The organism is Mycobacterium sp. PO1 (assembly GCF_017312405.1).
Taxonomy (GTDB): Bacteria; Actinomycetota; Actinomycetes; order Mycobacteriales; family Mycobacteriaceae; genus Mycobacterium.
In genome coordinates, this window is the sequence record NZ_BLTG01000023.1 from 38,365 (window position 1) to 54,508 (window position 16,144).

The following is a 16,144-nucleotide window of genomic DNA, read 5'->3' on the forward strand; positions in this document are numbered from 1 at the left end:
GTCATCTGAGTTGAATTCGGTGTTCTCACTCACAACGAGACCAGACCACGACAGGCGCGCTTCTATTCCCGGGTGAGCTCGAACAGCGGGATGACCCGCGTCGTCTTGGCCTGGTACTCGGCGAACGCCGGGGCCATCTCGGTCACCTTCGGGTAGGTCGCGTCCCGCTCGCCGGCCGGTAGCTCGCGCACGGCGACGTCATAGGTGTCGGTCCCGACCTCGATGCGCGCGCGGGGGTGGGCCCGCAGATTGTGCACCCAGGCCGGATCCTTGGGCGCGCCGGCGTAGGAGCCGATGATGATCATCTTGCCGTCGACGGTCAGATACGCCAGCGGGGAGACACGGGGCTGACCGGATTTGGCACCGGTGGTGTGCAACAGCAGCAGGGTGGCGCCCTCGAACGGGCCGCCCACCACGCCGCCGTTCGCGCGGAACTCGTCGATGATCGCCTGGTTGAAATCGGCCAACGCGGAGCCGTCAGGTGTGGTCACGGCTTTTCCGACGCCTCGGGCTTGGCATCTATTCCGGATTCCTTGCGCTGCTGGGCGGTGATGGGCGCCGGCGCATCGGTCAACGGGTCGACGCCGCCGCCCGACTTCGGGAACGCGATGACTTCGCGGATCGAGTCCATCCCGGCCAGCAGCGCGACGATGCGGTCCCATCCGAACGCCAACCCGCCGTGCGGCGGCGCGCCGAAGGTGAATGCGTCGAGCAGGAAGCCGAACTTGTCCTGGGCCTCGGACTGGTCGATGCCCATCATCGCGAAGACGCGCTCCTGGACGTCTCGGCGTTGGATACGGATCGAACCGCCGCCGATCTCGTTGCCGTTGCACACGACGTCGTACGCGTCGGCCAGGGCGGACCCCGGGTCGGTGTCGAAGGTGGCCACCGACTCCGGCTTGGGCGCGGTGAACGCGTGGTGCACCGCGGTCCACGCCCCCGAGCCGACGGTCACATCCCCGGCGGCGGTGGCCTCGTCGGCCGCTTCGAACAGGGGCCAGTCCACCACCCAGGTGAACGCCCACGCCTCGGGGTCGATCAGGTCGAGACGCTTGGCGATCTCGATGCGGGTGGCGCCCAGCAGCGCGCGGGCCGACTTCGCCGGCCCGGCAGCGAAGAACACGCAGTCCCCCGGTGCGGCGCCGACGTGGGCGGCCAGACCGGCCCGCTCGGCCTCGGACAGGTTCTTGGCGACCGGGCCGCCGAGCTCGCCGTCGTCACCGACCAGCACATAGGCCAGACCCTTGTGCCCGCGCTGCTTGGCGAACTCCTGCCAGCCGTCGAGCGTGCGCCGCGGCTGGGACGCACCGCCCGGCATCACCACGGCACCGACGTAGGGCGCCTGGAACACCCGGAACGGGGTGTCGGAGAAGAACTCGGTGCATTCCACCAGTTCGACACCGAAACGAAGATCCGGCTTGTCGGTGCCGAACCGGCGCATGGCCTCGCCGTAGCTGATCCGTGGCAACGGCAGCGGCAGGTCGTAGCCGATCAGCGCCCACAGCGCGCGCAGGATCTGTTCGGAGACCGCGATGACGTCGTCGGCCTCGACGAAACTCATCTCGAGGTCGAGCTGGGTGAACTCCGGTTGACGGTCGGCGCGGAAGTCCTCGTCGCGGTAGCACCGCGCGATCTGGTAGTAGCGCTCCATGCCGGCGACCATCAACAACTGCTTGAACAGCTGGGGGCTCTGCGGCAACGCGTAGAAGCTGCCTGGCTGCAGGCGGGCGGGCACCAGGAAGTCGCGGGCGCCTTCCGGGGTGGAGCGCGTCAGCGTCGGCGTCTCGATCTCGACGAAGTCGTGGTCGGCGAGCACCGCCCGCGCGGCGGCGTTGACCTTGGAGCGCAAGCGGATCGCCTGCCCGGGGCCGTCGCGTCGCAGGTCCAGGTAGCGGTACTTCAGCCGGGCCTCTTCGCCCGCGGTTTCGTCGAGCTGGAACGGCAACGGCGCGCTCTCCCCCAGCACCGTCAACGACGTCGCGTTGACCTCCACGTCGCCGGTGGTGATCTCGGGGTTGGCGTTGCCCTCCGGACGGATCTCCACGACCCCGGTCACCGCGATGCAGAACTCCGAGCGCAGGCGGTGCGCCGACGTCAGCACGTCACCGTCGCGGAACACCACCTGCGCGACGCCGGACGCGTCCCGCAGATCGATGAAGATGACGCCGCCGTGGTCACGTCGGCGGGCCACCCAGCCGGCCAGCGTGACCGTCTGTCCGGCGTCGGCGGACCGCAGCGAGCCGGCGGTGCGGGTGCGCAGCACGAGGAACTCCTCGAAGTAGGGGTTGCAAACGACTGCTCAGTCTAAGGGGCGGCGACAACCCGCCTGACGCGACAGCTATGGTGACCTGTCAACCGGGAGTGGAAGGGTTGACAGCATGGCCAAGCGGCATCCCTGCACGAGGGTCGGCCTGGACTTCGTCGACTCCGCGCCCTACCGGTTCGTCAGTACCGTCGATCTCGCGATCACCCCGGAACAGCTGTTCGAGGTGCTCGCCGACGAGACGTCCTGGCCGCACTGGGCCAGCGTCATCACGAAGGTGACCTGGACCAGCCCTGAGCCGCGTGGCGTCGGCACCACCCGCACGGTCGAGATGCGTGGCGGAATCACCGGCTACGAGGAATACCTGGTCTGGCAGCCGTTCACCCGCATGGCGTTCCGCTTCAACGAGTCCACCACCGGCGCCATCGCGGCGTTCGCCGAGGACTACCGGGTCACCGAGACCGCGGCGGGCTGCCGGCTGACCTGGATCATGGCGCTGGAGCCCAACGGTCCGGTGGGTCGGTTCGGTCTGTTCACCGGACGCCCGGTGATGGGCTGGCTGTTCCAGCGTTTCCTGCACAATCTGCGTGCCTACACCGACGAGCGCTACGCCACCGCGCAGGCCTAGAAGGCCGGGCAGACCCAGCACACGGGCAGGCGCCCGGAGCACCGCGCCGGACTAGTACACCGAGGCCCACGCCGCGCGGCGCGGTCCGTCCGGGTCGGGAGCCATCACGTCACGGGCCGAGTCGATCAGCCGGGTCAACCGCTGCGGGGTCCGGTACACCGGCCAGTGAGCATCGTCGACGCTCGGGGTATCACAGGCGAAATCCAGCCAGGCACGCTGCATGCGGCGGCCCACGGCGGGCTGGAAGCGCCGGCCCAGCGGGTGCAGTTTGCGGCCGATGAACGAGGCGTAGCTGTGCTGGATGTGCACGATCTCGCTGCCGTGGGTGGCGCCGAGACCGAGCATGCGCAGGCTCACCCCGACGTGGTCGAAGCGGTACATCCGGGTCGGCGCGTATGCGCTGTACGCATCGGCGAACGCCCACGCGGGACCGCCGAACATCACATCGGAGCCGATGGCCAACAACGCGCTGCGCCGGGGGTAGCGCGGATAGGCCTGCAGCACGGACTCTTTGACCTCTGGCCCGGTCCGGTCGAAGTACGCCTCGACGGACGCCTCGGTAGTGGGCAGCATCGGCGGTTTGGTCCAGGCGAACATCGAGGCCTCGTGACTGTTGGTGCCGATGATCAGGGGCACCTGCGTCACCTGCCCGTCGCGCGCCGCGTCGATGGGGTGACGGGGTAGCAGTTCGGTGCCGTGGGTCAGCCCGTAGGCCAGCGTGGGCGTGGTGGCGGCGCTCTCGAGCTGGACCAAGCCCGCGGCGCGGCGCAGCCGGCGTTGAGGCAGCTCCTTGACGCGGTCGACGGGCACGCCGAGACGAGCCAGGAAGGCGTGGGCGCGCTGCGCGCGGAGCTCACGGTCGGCGATCAACGGCAACGCCGGGCTCTGCGCGATCGCGCGGTGCATCAGTCCCCGGGCAGCGGGGCTGGCCAGCAACGCCAGCACCGAGGTGCCGCCGGCGGACTCGCCGAACACCGTCACGCGCTGAGGGTCGCCACCGAACGCGGCGATGTTGTCGCGCACCCACCGCAGCGCCGCGATCTGGTCACGCAACGCCAGGTTGTCGTCGAATTCCTCACCGAGATCACCGAGCTCGAATCCGCCGAACACCCCGATCCGGTAGGTGAGGTTGACCACGACCACGTTGCCGTTGGCCGCCAGCCGCGACCCGTTGTACAGCTGGAACTGCCCGGCGCCGTAGACGAACGCACCACCGGGGATCCACACCATCACCGGCAGCGACGCCGTGGTGTCGGGCGACCACACCGTCAGCGTCAGACATGCCTCGTCGCGCACCTTGGGGTCATCGCGCCCACCGCCGACGAACGACTTCGTCTGCGGCGGCAGCGGGCCGTGTTCGCGGGCGTCCCGGATGCCCGACCACGGCTTCAACGGCCCCGGCGCCTGGAACCGACGCGGCCCGACGGGCTGCTCGGCGTACGGCACGCCCCGCCACACCCCCACGCCGCCTTCGGTGTCACCCCTCAGATCACCCGATGGGGTGCGCACGACGGTGGGATGTCCGGCGACGACAGGCACGCAACGAATCGTAGTGTGCAAAGCTGAACTGGCCTGGCTGCCAGGCCGGTGAAATGGGGTGATGCGATGACCTTCAACGAGGGCATGCGGATCGATACCAGCACCACGTCCACCAGCGGAGGTGGGCGTGGGCCGGGACGCGGGATCGCGATCGGCGGCGGGCTGGGCGGGCTCGTCATCGTCGTGGTGGCGCTGCTGCTCGGCGTCGACCCCAGCTCGGTGATGTCGCAGCAGCCTCAGCTCGACACCCAGGGGGTGGACGCGCAGGGCTTCGATCTGTCCCAGTGCCAGACCGGCGAGGACGCCAACGAGATCGTGCAGTGCCGCGTGGTGGCGACGGGCAACTCGGTCGACGGCGTGTGGGCGCAGTTGATGCCCGGATACACCCGCCCGGCCATCAGGCTGTTCAGTGGGTCGGTGAACACCGGCTGCGGCCCGGCCAGCAGCGAGGTGGGCCCGTTCTACTGTCCCGTCGACCAGACCGCCTACTTCGACACCGATTTCTTCGACGTGTTGGTCGACCAGTTCGGCTCCAGCGGCGGGCCCCTGGCGCAGGAGTACGTGGTGGCCCACGAGTTCGGCCACCACGTGCAGAATCTCGAGGGGGTGCTGGGCCGCGCCCAACGGGATCCGAAGGGCGCAACCGGTGCGGGGGTCCGCACCGAACTGCAGGCCGATTGCTATGCGGGCGTGTGGGCCCACCACGCCGCGATCACGAGACAGGAGAGCACCGGGGTGCCGTTCTTGGAACCGTTGAGCGACAGAGACATCGCCGATGCGCTGTCCGCGGCGTCCGCGGTCGGGGACGACCGCATCCAGCAGTCCGCCACGGGCCGGGTCAGCCCCGAGTCATGGACGCACGGCTCCTCCGAACAGCGACAGAAGTGGTTCACCATCGGCTACCAGACCGGCGACCCGGCCAGGTGTGACACCTTCGCCACCAACAACCTTGGGTAGGACGCCCACGGCGGTCGACGCTGTCGCAGACCGCTACCTCGAGACCTCTGCCGCCCTGGATCCCTGCGAGGCAACCGAATCGGGCATCGCCGGCTACGACGACCAGATCACCGACTACTCCCCCGACGGGGTGGTCGCCCGCGCGGAGGCCGCGCGCACGGCTCTGCGCGAGCTGGACGCGACCGCTCCGGCGGACGCCGCCGACACCGTCACCGTCGCCGCGATGCGCGAACGCCTCGGCGTGCTGCTCGATCTGCACGAGGCCGGCCTGGATCTGGGCGAGCTGAACGTCATCGCCTCGCCATTGCAGACGATGCGCGATGTGTTCGACCTGATGCCCACCGACACCGAGGAGGACTGGGCGACGATCAGCCGCCGGCTGGCCCAGATTCCCCAGCGTGCGGCGGGATATGCCGACGGCCTGCGCGCCGCGGTGTCCGCGGGCCGGGCGCCGGCCGCCCGCCAGGTCAGACGCGGCATCGAACAGTCGGGGCAGATCCAGGAGTTGTTCGTCCGGATGGTCGCCGAGGCAGCGCCGGGCACCGCCGCGCTGCGCGACGAACTGCACCGCCACGCCCAGGAGGCCGCGAATGCCTACGCGGGATTGGCGCGCGTGCTGCGCGAGGACGTCGGGCCGCACGCCCGCGACACCGACGGCTGCGGACGCGAGGCCTACCAGGTGTTGTCCCGCAGCTTCCTCGGCGCCGCGGTCGACCTCGACGAGTCCTACGAGTGGGGATTGGAGCTGCTGCGCGGCATCGTCGCCGAGCAGGACGCCATCGCCGATCGACTGTATCCCGGCGCCACCGCGGCCGAGGCGCTGCGACGCCTCGACGGCGAGCGCCGCTACCTGATCCACGGCACCGAGGCGCTGACACGGTGGATGCAGGATCTGTCCGACCGCGCAGTGGAATCGTTGGCCGACACGCACTTCGACATCGCCGAACCACTGCGTCAGCTGGAGTGCCGCATCGCACCGACCCATACCGGCGGCATCTACTACACCGGGCCCTCGGAGGACCTGTCCCGGCCGGGCCGGATGTGGTGGTCGGTGCCGCTGGGGGTGGACACCTTCCACACCTGGCAGGAGACCACCACGGTGTTCCACGAGGGGGTGCCGGGGCATCACCTGCAGATCGGTCGCGCGGTGGTGTTGGGTGATCAGCTCAACCGCTGGCGCCGCATGGGGTGCTGGGTGTCCGGACACGGTGAAGGGTGGGCGCTCTACGCCGAACGCCTGATGGCCGAACTCGGTTGGCTCGACGACGCAGGCAACCGGATGGGCATGCTGGACGCGCAGCGGTTCCGAGCCGCCCGGGTGGTCATCGACATCGGCGTGCACTGCGGGCTGACCGCGCCCGACGGCGGAACCTGGGACGCCGAGCGGGCCTGGGCGTTTCTGCAATCGCACAGTGCGATGGCCGAGGAGAATCTGCGGTTCGAACTCGACCGCTATCTCGGCTGGCCCGGCCAGGCACCCTCCTACGCCATCGGTCAACGCATCTGGCAGCAGCTGCGCGCGGATATGCTGGCACGCGGGTTGTCGCTCAAGGACTTTCACAGCCGGGCACTGGATCTGGGGGGTCTGCCACTGGAGGTGCTGCGTTCAGCGTTGCTGACGCAGCTCTAGAGTCGTGAGTGCTCCTTGATCGCGGCGTCGGTGGTGCGCAGCGGACGGATCAGGGCCTCCTGGGTGAAAGAGGCGATCAGATCGCCGGCTTCGGTGTGGACCGCTCCTCGGACATAGGACATTCCGGCGCCGACCTGGGTGCTCTCGTGGCCGTAGAGAAGCCAGCCGTCCCAGCGCACGGGCTCGTGGAAGCTGACCGACACCGTCATCGGCGCCGTCGAGACCGTGAGATGTGCCTGACTTGTCCCGATCCCCTCGTGTGCCCGCATCGTGGTCGAGATGCCCAGGTGGCCGGTGAAGTACGCGATCAACGCCTTGGCCAGATCATCTCGGGTGGGGATGGGGTCGTAGTGCAGCCAGGCGAACAGCTCGGGTGGCCCCACCTCGTCGGGACTGTTGACGTCCTGCACGTCGACGAGCCGAAGTTGCCTGCCCACCATCGGCATCGGTGATTCGTGGGCCTGCGCGGGCTCGGCGACCTGCGGCCTGGGCAGCTGGTGGCGGATCACGTCGGCGGTCGGCACGTCGGCCAGGATCGTCGCGGTGATGACGCGTTTACCGTTCTGGGTGGCGGTGACGACCGCGGTGGCCGTCGAGCGGCCCTCGCTGATCACGTCGATGCCCAGCTCGACCGGTCCGGCGTCGACCAGCACGGCCCTCGCGAACACCGCGGAGGCCGAGCGGATCGACTTTTCCGGAAAGCGTTTGGCCGCAGCGACGATCGAGGCCGCCAGGATCTGGGTTCCTTCGACGACCTGGCGCTCGTCGGCGCCGGCCAGCCCGGTCTCGACGGTGTAGGTGTCCGGGCCGGTGGGCTGGGCGTCGAACAGGTCGAGCAATCCCTGCACCGTCCACTGGGTGTCTGCCGCATCGGTTGTCATGTGCTCTCGCCTCCACTCGGTGTGCGTCGAGACGGAACCCTAACTGAGCTCGGCCGAGGGCGGTAACGTCATTACCAATCGATTCTCGGACGGCGAGGGGTGACCGGTCTATGGCCGCACGTAGCGCGAAGGCGCAGGCGGGCCGGTCTGCGGGCACCGACGCCGAGTCCCGCGCGAACCGCTTCATGCGTTCGGCCCTGGGGATTCTCGGCGAAACCGGTCGAACCGACTTCACGGTGCTGGAGGTCGTTGAGCGTTCCAAGACCTCGTTGCGGGCGTTCTATCAGCACTTCGCCACCAAAGACGAGCTTCTGCTGGCGCTCGTCGAACGCATCATGGCCGATGCCAGCGAGCGCTGGCGGGCCGAGACGGCTGCGCTGCCCAGCGCGGAGGCGCTGCACACCCTGATCCGGCGGATCAGCGCCCCCGCGGAGTCGAGCACCCAGGACAGCATCAATCGGGGGTTGACCTACTACAACGACCATCTTCTCGAGACGCGGCCCAAGGAGTTCGCGAAGGTTCTGTCGCCCCTGCACGGCCTGATCACCGACATCGTCCGCCGCGGCATCGCCGAGGGCGCGTTTCGAGCGGATCTCGACGTCGACACCGACGCCGCGATCCTGATGCAGACGGTGCTCGGCGCGCTGCGGCTGCGCGATCTGGGCAGCGAGCTCAACGGTGTGCCCATCGACGGCGACCACGTCTACGCGTTCTGCCTGCGCAGCCTGCAGGCCGACCCCCAGAACAGCCCCTGAACAGCCCAAATCCACACTGAAGCACTTCTGGCGGCGTTACACCGCAGCGTGGTAATGTCGTTACCACTAAAGCGGTAATGGCATTACCAGTATGCGAAAACCAGGAGCGACATCATGCCCTCACGCGATCTCGACTATCCGGTCTTCGACGCCGACAACCACTTCTACGAGCCCAAAGAGGCGCTCACACAGTTCCTGCCGGACAACCGCAAGGGCGTCATCGACTACATCGACGTCAAGGGCCGCACCAAGATCGTGGTGCGCAACCACATCAGCGACTACATCCCCAACCCGACCTTCGAGGTCGTCGCCCGTCCCGGCGCGCAGGAGGAGTACTTCCGGCACGGCAGCGGCGGCAAGAGCTACCGCGAGGTGATGGGCAAGCCGATGAAGGCCATCCCCGCGTTCCGCAACCCCGAGGCCCGCATCGAGGTTCTCGACGGGCTCGGCCTGGACTACACGATCATGTTCCCGACGCTGGCCAGCCTCGTCGAGGAACGGCTCAAGGACGATCCGGAGTTGATCCTCGACATCGTCCACGCGCTGAACCAGTGGATGTACGAGACCTGGCAGTTCGACTACGAGGGCCGGATCTTCTCCACCCCGGTGATCAACCTCAGCATCGTCGACCGAGCCCTCGAGGAACTGCAGTGGTGCCTGGAGCGCGGCGCCAAGACGGTCCTGGTGCGACCCGCGCCGGTGGCCGGTTTCCGCGGAACCCGCTCGATGGGGCTACCCGAGTTCGATCCGTTCTGGGACGCATGCGTCAAGGCCGGCATCCCCGTGTGCATGCACGCCTCCGACAGCGGCTATGCCCAGTACCTCAACGACTGGGAGCCCGCCGACGAATTCCTGCCGTTCAAACCGACGGCATTCCGCCTGGTGGCGATGGGCAAACGCCCGATCGAGGACACCATGGCCGCGCTGGTCTGCCACGGGGCGTTGACCCGCAACCCCGACCTGCGCATCCTGTCGATCGAGAACGGCGCGTCGTGGGTGCCGTACCTGTTCTACCAGTTCAAAGACGTCTACTCGAAGATGCCGCAGGAGTTCCCCGAAGATCCGATCGAGGCCTTCAGACGAGGAGTCTACGTCGCGCCGTTCTGGGAGGACGACTTCAAGAAGATGGCCGAACTGTGTGGCATCGAGCGCATCATCTTCGGCTCCGACTGGCCCCACCCCGAAGGGCTCGCCGACCCGATCAATCTGGTCGGCGACCTGGAGGCCCAGGGCCTCGACGCCGAGGGTATCCGAAAGGTCATGGGTGCCAACCTCGTCGAGCTGTTCAAGGTTCCCAACAAGAAGGTTCACAAGCCCGACGTGCCCGCCCTCGTCATCGCCTGACCCGTGAGAGGCTGATCAGCACCCATGACCGACACCGCCCACCCGGAACAGATGCTGTTCGCCTCCACGACACGAGGGTTCCTCGAGAAACAGGCCTCGCTGTCCCATGTCCGGGAACTGCACACCTCGGGCGCTTCCTTCGAGCCGCAATGGTGGCAACGCGCCGCCGAACTCGGCTGGGCCAGCCTGCTGGTGCCCGAAGAGCTCGGCGGGGGCAGCGTCTCCGGCGACGGCCTGGCCGACCTGGCACTGGTCGCTCAGCAGGCGGGGCGCTCGGTGGCACCGGGTCCACTGCACCCCGTCAGCACCGTCCTCGCCGGGCTCGTCGACGCCCCTGCAGGGCATGAGGATTCGATCGAGGCCCTGGTCTCTGGCGCTTTGGTGGCCTCGTGGGCCGTCTATGAACCCGGACGCCCGTTCACCCCCGCACACCACGGCATCGCGACCATCGCGACCAGAACCGAGTCGGGTTACCGGATCGACGGAGTCAAGGACCGCGTCGAGGCCGGCACGCAATGCGGTGCCGTGCTGGTGGTCGCGGCGTGCGACGGCACGCTCCGGCAGTTCCTGGTGCCGACCGACACCGCCGGCGTGACAGTCACCGGCCAGGAATCGGTGGATCTGGTCAAACGCCATGCGCGCGTGGAGTTCGACGCCGTCGAGGTATCCGAGAGCGCCGCCGTCGGCTCCGCCGAGCAGACACCCGCCCTCATCGAACGTCAGCGCCAGATCGCGCTGGTGCTGCAATGCGCCGAACTGGTCGGCATCCTCGACGCCGTTCTCGAGATGACCACGCAGTGGCTCTTCGACCGGCACAGCTTCGGCCGTCCGCTGGCGTCCTACCAGGTGCTCAAGCACCGGGCCGCGGACATGAAGATGTGGTTCGAGGCGTGTCGCGCCACCACCGCGGCTGCCGTGACCGCGGTGTCGCAGCGCAGGCCCGACGCGACGACGTTGGTCAGTGTCGCCAAAGCCTATGTGGCCGAGCGCGCCCCGGTGATCATCCAGGACTGCGTTCAGCTGCACGGCGGCATCGGGGTCACCTGGGAACACGACCTGCACCTGTTCCTCCGCCGGGCCGCCCTCAATCGCGCGATGTTCGGGTCGCCGGAAGACCACCACCGCGCCGTGTACGCACTGAGCAGAAAGACGCAGGCATGACCGAGACCGTTACCGCCGGCGAGAAAACCGAAACCGTCGACGAATTCGCGGCGCGGGCACGGACCTGGCTGGCCGACAACATGCCCTCCATCGACCCGGACGATCCGCCCTTCTCGGTGCGCGCCGAAGCCGCCTCCTGGGAGCGCGCCAAGGAACTCCAGAAGCGGCTGTATGAAGGCGGTTTCGCCGGAATCTGTTTTCCCCGCGAGTACGGTGGGCTGGGCCTGGACTTCGCGTACCAGCGAGCCTTCAACGCCGAGTGCCGCGCCTACGAGATGCCGCTGATCCTCAACACTCCCTCGTTCACGATCTGTTCGGCCACGCTTCTGGACATGGGCAGCGAGGAGCAGAAACGTGCGCGCATCTCGGCGGCGATCCGAGGTGAGGAAATCCTCGTCCAGCTACTCAGCGAGCCGAACGGCGGATCCGATCTGGCGGGGGTGATCACCCGCGCCGACCGCCATGGCGACAGGTGGATCATCAACGGCGCCAAGACCTGGAGCACCAGCGCATTCGCCGGTGACTACGGCCTGATGCTGGCCCGCACCGACTGGACCGTACCCAAGCACCAGGGTTTGACGATGTTCCTCGTGCCGCTCGATGCGCCGGGCATCACGATGCGCCGGATCAAGGAGGTCAACGGCAACGAAGAGTTCTGCGAAGAGTTCTTCGACGGCCTGGAGTTGGGCGACGACGCGGTGGTCGGTGAGGTCAACGACGGGTGGACCGTCGCCTCGCGGCAGCTGTTCCACGAACGACGGGCGGTCGGTGGCGGCTCGGAGTTCGCCAGCGGCACAGGTGCCGAGAATGCCAGCGAGATGCCGCCCAATCACGTCGCACTGGCCGAAGCCACCGGACAGGGCGACGATCCCCGGATTCAGGACCTCGCCGGCCGTGCGTTGGTACGCAGGCTGGTCAAGGAGCACCTGATCGAGCACGTCTTCCGCGGGGTCTCCGACGGGTCCCTTCCACCGACCTCAGGCACCCTGATCAGGTTGTTCCACGCTGAGACCACGGAGTTGGAGATCGACACCGCTCTGACGATCGCCGGCACCGCCGGCGTCGTCGACGACGGCAGCGGGCTGCTCGACGTCGGGGTGCGGTATCTGTCACGCCAGACCGGATCGCTGGGTGGCGGCACATCGGAGATGGCGCGCAACGTGATCGGTGAACGCATCCTGGGGTTCCCCCGCGAGTTCGCCGCCGACCGCGGTGTCCCCTTCAACCAGGTCAAGCGCAACAAGAGCTGACCCCGGTTCAGAACAACACCTCCTGATACGCCGGCGCAGGCGTCGTCTGCACCGGCGCCTCGCGGAACGCGCGGCCGTCACCAGTCAAACCGTGGCGGGCCACCAGCGGTGCCGCCCTGCGCTGCAGCATCATTCGATACTCTGCCGGCAGATACGCTCCGCGGCGGTACAGCGCGCGGTACTGCGCCACCAGGTCCGGATGAGTTCTACCCAGCCAGTCCATGAACCAGCCCCGGGTGCTGCCGCGCAGGTGCAGACCGAACACCGTGACGCTGGTCGCACCCGCTGCGGCGACCGCTCCCAACAGCCCGTCGAGGTGTTCTTCGGAGTCGCTCAGATACGGCAGCACCGGCGCCACCATGACGTGACAGTCCAATCCCGCATCCCGGATCGCCGCGATGAGCGCGAGCCGCGCCTGCGGCGTCGGGGTGCCGGGCTCCACCTCCGCGTGCAGGGCCGGATCCCCCACGGCCAGCGACACGGCCACGCCCACCCGAACCCGCTCGGCGGCGCCGACGAGCAGCGGCAGATCCCGCCGCAGCAGCGTGCCCTTGGTGAGGATGGAAAACGGTGTGCCACTGTCACGCAGGGCGGCGATGACGCCCGGCATCAGCGCGTATCGGCCCTCGGCCCGTTGGTAGGGGTCGGTGTTGGTACCGAGCGCAACCGTCTCCCGCGCCCAGGACGGCCTGCGCAGCTCACGGCGCAACACCTCGGCCACGTTGGTCTTGACCACCACCTGGCTGTCGAAGTCGCTGCCGCAGTCGAACTCGAGGTACTCGTGGGTGGGCCGGGCGAAGCAGTACCGGCAGGCGTGCGAGCAACCGCGGTAGGCGTTGACGGTGTAGTTGAAGGGCAGCCCGGTCGACGACTTGGGAATCTTGTTCAGTGCGGACTTGCACATCACCTCGTGGAAGGTGATGCCCTCGAACTGCGGTGTCCGCACACTGCGTATCAGGCCGATACGCTGGAGTCCGGGGAGAGCGCCGTCGTCGACGTCGATACTCTGACCCGCCCAGCGCATACTTCATGCGAACATACGTTCGACCACCTGTCAAGAATCCGCGACACGGATACGTCTAAGGGGCCCATGTCGACTACCGACCACGCCGCCGGCCAAGCTGCCGACCACGCTGACGAACTGCGCGCCGAACGTGCCTACGTGGCGCAGCTCTACGAACGTCTCGATACCGAACGCGCCCGGCTGCAGAGCCGCTACGCCGCAGCCCTGCGCGGCAACGGTGGATCGCTGGTGGACCGCGACGTCGAGGTGCGGGCGCTGGCCAAACAGGTGCACCGCTGGAATGTGGCCGACCACGGACTGTGCTTCGGCCGCTTGGACAGCGTTTCCGGCGAGCGCACCTACATCGGTCGTATCGGCCTTTTCGACGCGGACGACGACCACGAGCCGATGTTGATCGACTGGCGCGCGCCGGCGGCGCGGCCGTTCTACGTGGCGACCGGGGCGCACCCCGAGAACGTGCGCAGACGACGCCAGTTCCACAACCTGGGGCGGCGGGTCGTCGACTTCACCGACGAGTTTCTCGGCGCCCCGGGCGATGACGGCGACGGATCCAGTGACGCAGCCCTGCTGGCAGCGGTGAACGCGCCACGCGGTGAGGGCATGCGTGACATCGTCGCCACCATCCAGGCAGAGCAGGACGAGATCATCCGCTGTGACCACTCGGGGGTCTTGGTCATCGAAGGCGGCCCCGGCACCGGCAAGACGGTCGTCGCGCTGCACCGCGTCGCCTATCTGCTCTACACCAGGCGCGCCCGCCTGGAGAGCCACGGTGTCCTCGTCGTCGGCCCGAACGCCGACTTCCTCGACCACATCGGGCGGGTGCTGCCCTCGCTGGGTGAGACCAATGTGGTGTTCACCACGACCGGTGATCTGGTACCCCACCTGACGGTCACCACCGAGGACGGCCCCGCGGCCGCCGCGGTGAAGGGGTCGCTGAGGATGCTCGACGTCCTGGCAGCAGCGGTCGCCGACCGCCAGCGGGTGCCCGACGATCCGCTGCCGATCAACCTCTCCGACGTCGGGGTGCGTATCGACGCCGAGACCGCCGAGTGGGCCATCCAGGAGGCGCGGGCCAGCGGTGCGCCGCACAACGAGGCCAGGGCGGTGTTCGTCGATGTCGTCACCTGGGTGTTGACCGAGCGCGCGATCGCCAGGATCGGGCGCGGATGGTTGACCCGTGACGACCGTGCCGCCTGGGAGCACCTGCGCGCCGACCTGGTCGACGAATTGGAAGACCATGCCGGCTTCGCCGCGGCCTTGAACGAGTTGTGGCCGGTGCTGACACCGGAAACCCTTCTCTCCGAGCTCTACTCGTCGCATGACCGGCTTCGGGCCGCAGGCGCCGATGCGGCGCTGTGGCGTGCGGACGGGGCCGCGTGGACGGTGTCCGATGTGCCGCTGCTCGACGAACTGGTCGACCTGCTGGGTCATGACCGCTCCGGCGAGGAGGCCGCCGAACGGGAACGCCGCGAGGAGGCGGCCTACGCGGCCGGGGTGCTCGACCTGATGATCGGCCGCGAAGACCTGATGGACGACGAGGACCAACTGTTGGCGGGCGACGTCATCGGTGCCGAAGACCTCGCCGAGCGCTTCCTCGAGCGCGACACCCGCGACCTCGCCGACCGCGCCGCAGCCGACCGCAACTGGACCTACGGGCACGTGGTCGTCGACGAGGCGCAGGAACTCTCCGAGATGGACTGGCGCGTCCTGATGCGGCGGTGCCCGAGCCGCTCGTTCACCATCGTCGGCGACCTCGCCCAGCGCCGCTCGGCCGCCGGCGTGGGATCCTGGGAAGCCGCACTGGCGCCGTACGTCCCTGGGCGCTGGCTGTACCGCGGCCTGTCGGTCAACTATCGCACCCCGGCCGAGATCATGGCGGTCGCCGCCGCGCTGCTCGCCGACGCCGCCCCCGAGATCACCCCGCCGGAATCGGTGCGCTCGACCGGGGTACCACCGTGGTCGGCGCAGCTCGACGAGCACCAACTACTCACTGCGATAGAAGATTTCACCGATGCAGAGGCCGAGCGGCCCGGCACCAGTGTGGTGATCGGGCCGCCGGGACTGCCCGGCGTCATGACGCCCGCAGCCGCCAAGGGCCTCGAGTTCGACGCCGTGCTCGTCGTGGAGCCGGCGCAGATACTCGCCGACGGACCGCACGGAGCGGCCGACCTCTACGTCGCGCTGACCCGGGCCACCCAGCGGCTGGGTATCGTGCACAGCGCGCCGCTGCCCCCGGCGTTGGCCGGGCTGACCACGCGATCAGAGCGCGTGGGTCACCACTGACCGAGCTGGCACCGCACGTTGTAGGGGTCGTCGTGTTGCACGACGACCTGACCGTCGACGGCGATGTCGCAGTGCGCGTTGGGCGCGGCCTGTCCGCCGCGAGTGGTGGAACTGACCTGCATGATCGCCCACTGCGGGTCGGCCATCGTGGTTTCGAAGACCCACGGGGCGTCCGGCGCGACAGTCACCTTCTCGCGCTTGGCGAACGTGTATGCGTCGGCGTTGAAGGCCTCCATACTGGGCGGCTGGCTCGTCAGATAGAAGATGTCGAACTCGTAGGCGCCCGCCGAGGCCAGCGTGTAGCGGACCTGATGCGCCTCCTGGGCATGGGCCGACACCGGGCCGAGGGCCACCGTCGCCGCCGCGGCGACCAGGGACGCCCCTACGACCGCTCCTACTTTCGCTGTAGCTGTTCGCATGTTGGTCACA

General features: G+C 68.4%; 14 protein-coding genes. 8 read left to right on the top strand and 6 right to left on the bottom strand.

Translation table 11 applies throughout. The annotated features are described in order from the left end of the window. Positions 1-62 precede the first annotated feature (62 nt). Together J3476_RS10710 and aspS are read right to left on the bottom strand one after the other, a co-directional pair. Positions 63-491, bottom strand: a complete 429-nt coding sequence (locus J3476_RS10710; protein ID WP_207066469.1) for a nitroreductase family deazaflavin-dependent oxidoreductase — start codon at positions 489-491, stop codon at positions 63-65. Next, positions 488-2,263: an aspartate--tRNA ligase gene (gene aspS, locus J3476_RS10715; RefSeq protein WP_207066470.1), complete on the bottom strand. Its 1,776-nt coding sequence runs from the start codon at positions 2,261-2,263 to the stop codon at positions 488-490. The genes J3476_RS10710 and aspS overlap by 4 nt, the downstream gene beginning before the upstream one ends. 115 nt (positions 2,264-2,378) lie before the next feature. Between aspS and J3476_RS10720 the strand changes: the two genes are divergently transcribed. Beyond that, entirely contained in the window at positions 2,379-2,891 is a 513-nt protein-coding gene (locus J3476_RS10720; RefSeq protein WP_152516964.1) for an SRPBCC family protein, read from the top strand. A gap of 51 nt (positions 2,892-2,942) precedes the next feature. On the opposite strand, the gene J3476_RS10725 is transcribed toward J3476_RS10720, so the two are convergent. Then, a complete protein-coding gene (locus J3476_RS10725) occupies positions 2,943-4,430 on the bottom strand; it encodes a carboxylesterase/lipase family protein (protein WP_207066471.1) in 1,488 nt (495 codons plus the stop codon). Positions 4,431-4,496: 66 nt separating this feature from the next. Between J3476_RS10725 and J3476_RS10730 the strand changes: the two genes are divergently transcribed. Beyond that, complete coding sequence (locus J3476_RS10730; RefSeq protein WP_207066472.1) at positions 4,497-5,387, top strand: neutral zinc metallopeptidase; 891 nt, start codon at positions 4,497-4,499, stop codon at positions 5,385-5,387. Further along, entirely contained in the window at positions 5,380-7,017 is a 1,638-nt protein-coding gene (locus J3476_RS10735; RefSeq protein ID WP_207066473.1) for a DUF885 domain-containing protein, read from the top strand. Before J3476_RS10730 ends, J3476_RS10735 begins: the two co-directional genes overlap by 8 nt. Here J3476_RS10735 and J3476_RS10740 read toward each other — a convergent pair. Next, positions 7,014-7,898: an acyl-CoA thioesterase II gene (locus tag J3476_RS10740; protein WP_207066474.1), complete on the bottom strand. Its 885-nt coding sequence runs from the start codon at positions 7,896-7,898 to the stop codon at positions 7,014-7,016. The two genes, J3476_RS10735 and J3476_RS10740, sit on opposite strands and share 4 nt — an antisense overlap. Positions 7,899-8,008: 110 nt before the next feature. On the opposite strand from J3476_RS10740, the gene J3476_RS10745 reads away from it, so the two are divergent. The 4 genes from J3476_RS10745 (at position 8,009) to J3476_RS10760 (ending at position 12,408) form a co-directional block, all read left to right on the top strand. Beyond that, positions 8,009-8,653 carry a TetR/AcrR family transcriptional regulator gene (locus J3476_RS10745; RefSeq protein WP_207066475.1) on the top strand — a complete coding sequence of 215 codons (645 nt, stop codon included), beginning with the start codon at positions 8,009-8,011 and terminating at the stop codon, positions 8,651-8,653. 114 nt (positions 8,654-8,767) lie between these two features. After that, positions 8,768-9,997 (top strand): amidohydrolase family protein, encoded by a 1,230-nt coding sequence (locus J3476_RS10750; protein WP_207066476.1) that lies wholly within the window; start codon positions 8,768-8,770, stop codon positions 9,995-9,997. A 24-nt stretch (positions 9,998-10,021) separates the two neighbouring features. Further along, the gene (locus tag J3476_RS10755) at positions 10,022-11,158 is read left to right on the top strand and encodes an acyl-CoA dehydrogenase family protein (protein WP_207066477.1); all 1,137 of its coding nucleotides are present in this window, start codon (positions 10,022-10,024) and stop codon (positions 11,156-11,158) included. Next, positions 11,155-12,408 (top strand): acyl-CoA dehydrogenase family protein, encoded by a 1,254-nt coding sequence (locus J3476_RS10760; protein ID WP_207066478.1) that lies wholly within the window; start codon positions 11,155-11,157, stop codon positions 12,406-12,408. The genes J3476_RS10755 and J3476_RS10760 overlap by 4 nt, the downstream gene beginning before the upstream one ends. Before the next feature lie 7 nt (positions 12,409-12,415). Here the strand turns inward: J3476_RS10760 and J3476_RS10765 are convergent, their stop codons facing one another. Further along, positions 12,416-13,432, bottom strand: coding sequence for an Rv2578c family radical SAM protein (locus J3476_RS10765; protein WP_207066479.1), 1,017 nt, complete (start codon positions 13,430-13,432; stop codon positions 12,416-12,418). A gap of 66 nt (positions 13,433-13,498) precedes the next feature. Here J3476_RS10765 and helR point away from each other — a divergent pair, with 66 nt between their 5' ends. Next, a complete protein-coding gene (helR, locus tag J3476_RS10770; protein WP_207066480.1) occupies positions 13,499-15,715 on the top strand; it encodes an RNA polymerase recycling motor ATPase HelR in 2,217 nt (738 codons plus the stop codon). Here the strand turns inward: helR and J3476_RS10775 are convergent. Further along, on the bottom strand, positions 15,706-16,134 hold the full coding sequence (locus J3476_RS10775; protein WP_152516953.1) for a hypothetical protein: 429 nt from the start codon (positions 16,132-16,134) through the stop codon (positions 15,706-15,708). The two genes, helR and J3476_RS10775, sit on opposite strands and share 10 nt — an antisense overlap. Positions 16,135-16,144: the final 10 nt, after the last annotated feature.

Coding starts and splice junctions, on each gene's coding strand:
- J3476_RS10775 (WP_152516953.1), bottom strand. CDS start 16,134: ATGCGAACAGCTACAGCGAAAGTAGGAGCGGTCGTAGGGGCGTCCCTG.
- J3476_RS10760 (WP_207066478.1), top strand. CDS start 11,155: ATGACCGAGACCGTTACCGCCGGCGAGAAAACCGAAACCGTCGACGAA.
- J3476_RS10730 (WP_207066472.1), top strand. CDS start 4,497: ATGACCTTCAACGAGGGCATGCGGATCGATACCAGCACCACGTCCACC.
- helR (WP_207066480.1), top strand. CDS start 13,499: ATGTCGACTACCGACCACGCCGCCGGCCAAGCTGCCGACCACGCTGAC.
- J3476_RS10750 (WP_207066476.1), top strand. CDS start 8,768: ATGCCCTCACGCGATCTCGACTATCCGGTCTTCGACGCCGACAACCAC.
- J3476_RS10765 (WP_207066479.1), bottom strand. CDS start 13,432: ATGCGCTGGGCGGGTCAGAGTATCGACGTCGACGACGGCGCTCTCCCC.
- J3476_RS10745 (WP_207066475.1), top strand. CDS start 8,009: ATGGCCGCACGTAGCGCGAAGGCGCAGGCGGGCCGGTCTGCGGGCACC.
- J3476_RS10740 (WP_207066474.1), bottom strand. CDS start 7,898: ATGACAACCGATGCGGCAGACACCCAGTGGACGGTGCAGGGATTGCTC.
- J3476_RS10755 (WP_207066477.1), top strand. CDS start 10,022: ATGACCGACACCGCCCACCCGGAACAGATGCTGTTCGCCTCCACGACA.
- J3476_RS10720 (WP_152516964.1), top strand. CDS start 2,379: ATGGCCAAGCGGCATCCCTGCACGAGGGTCGGCCTGGACTTCGTCGAC.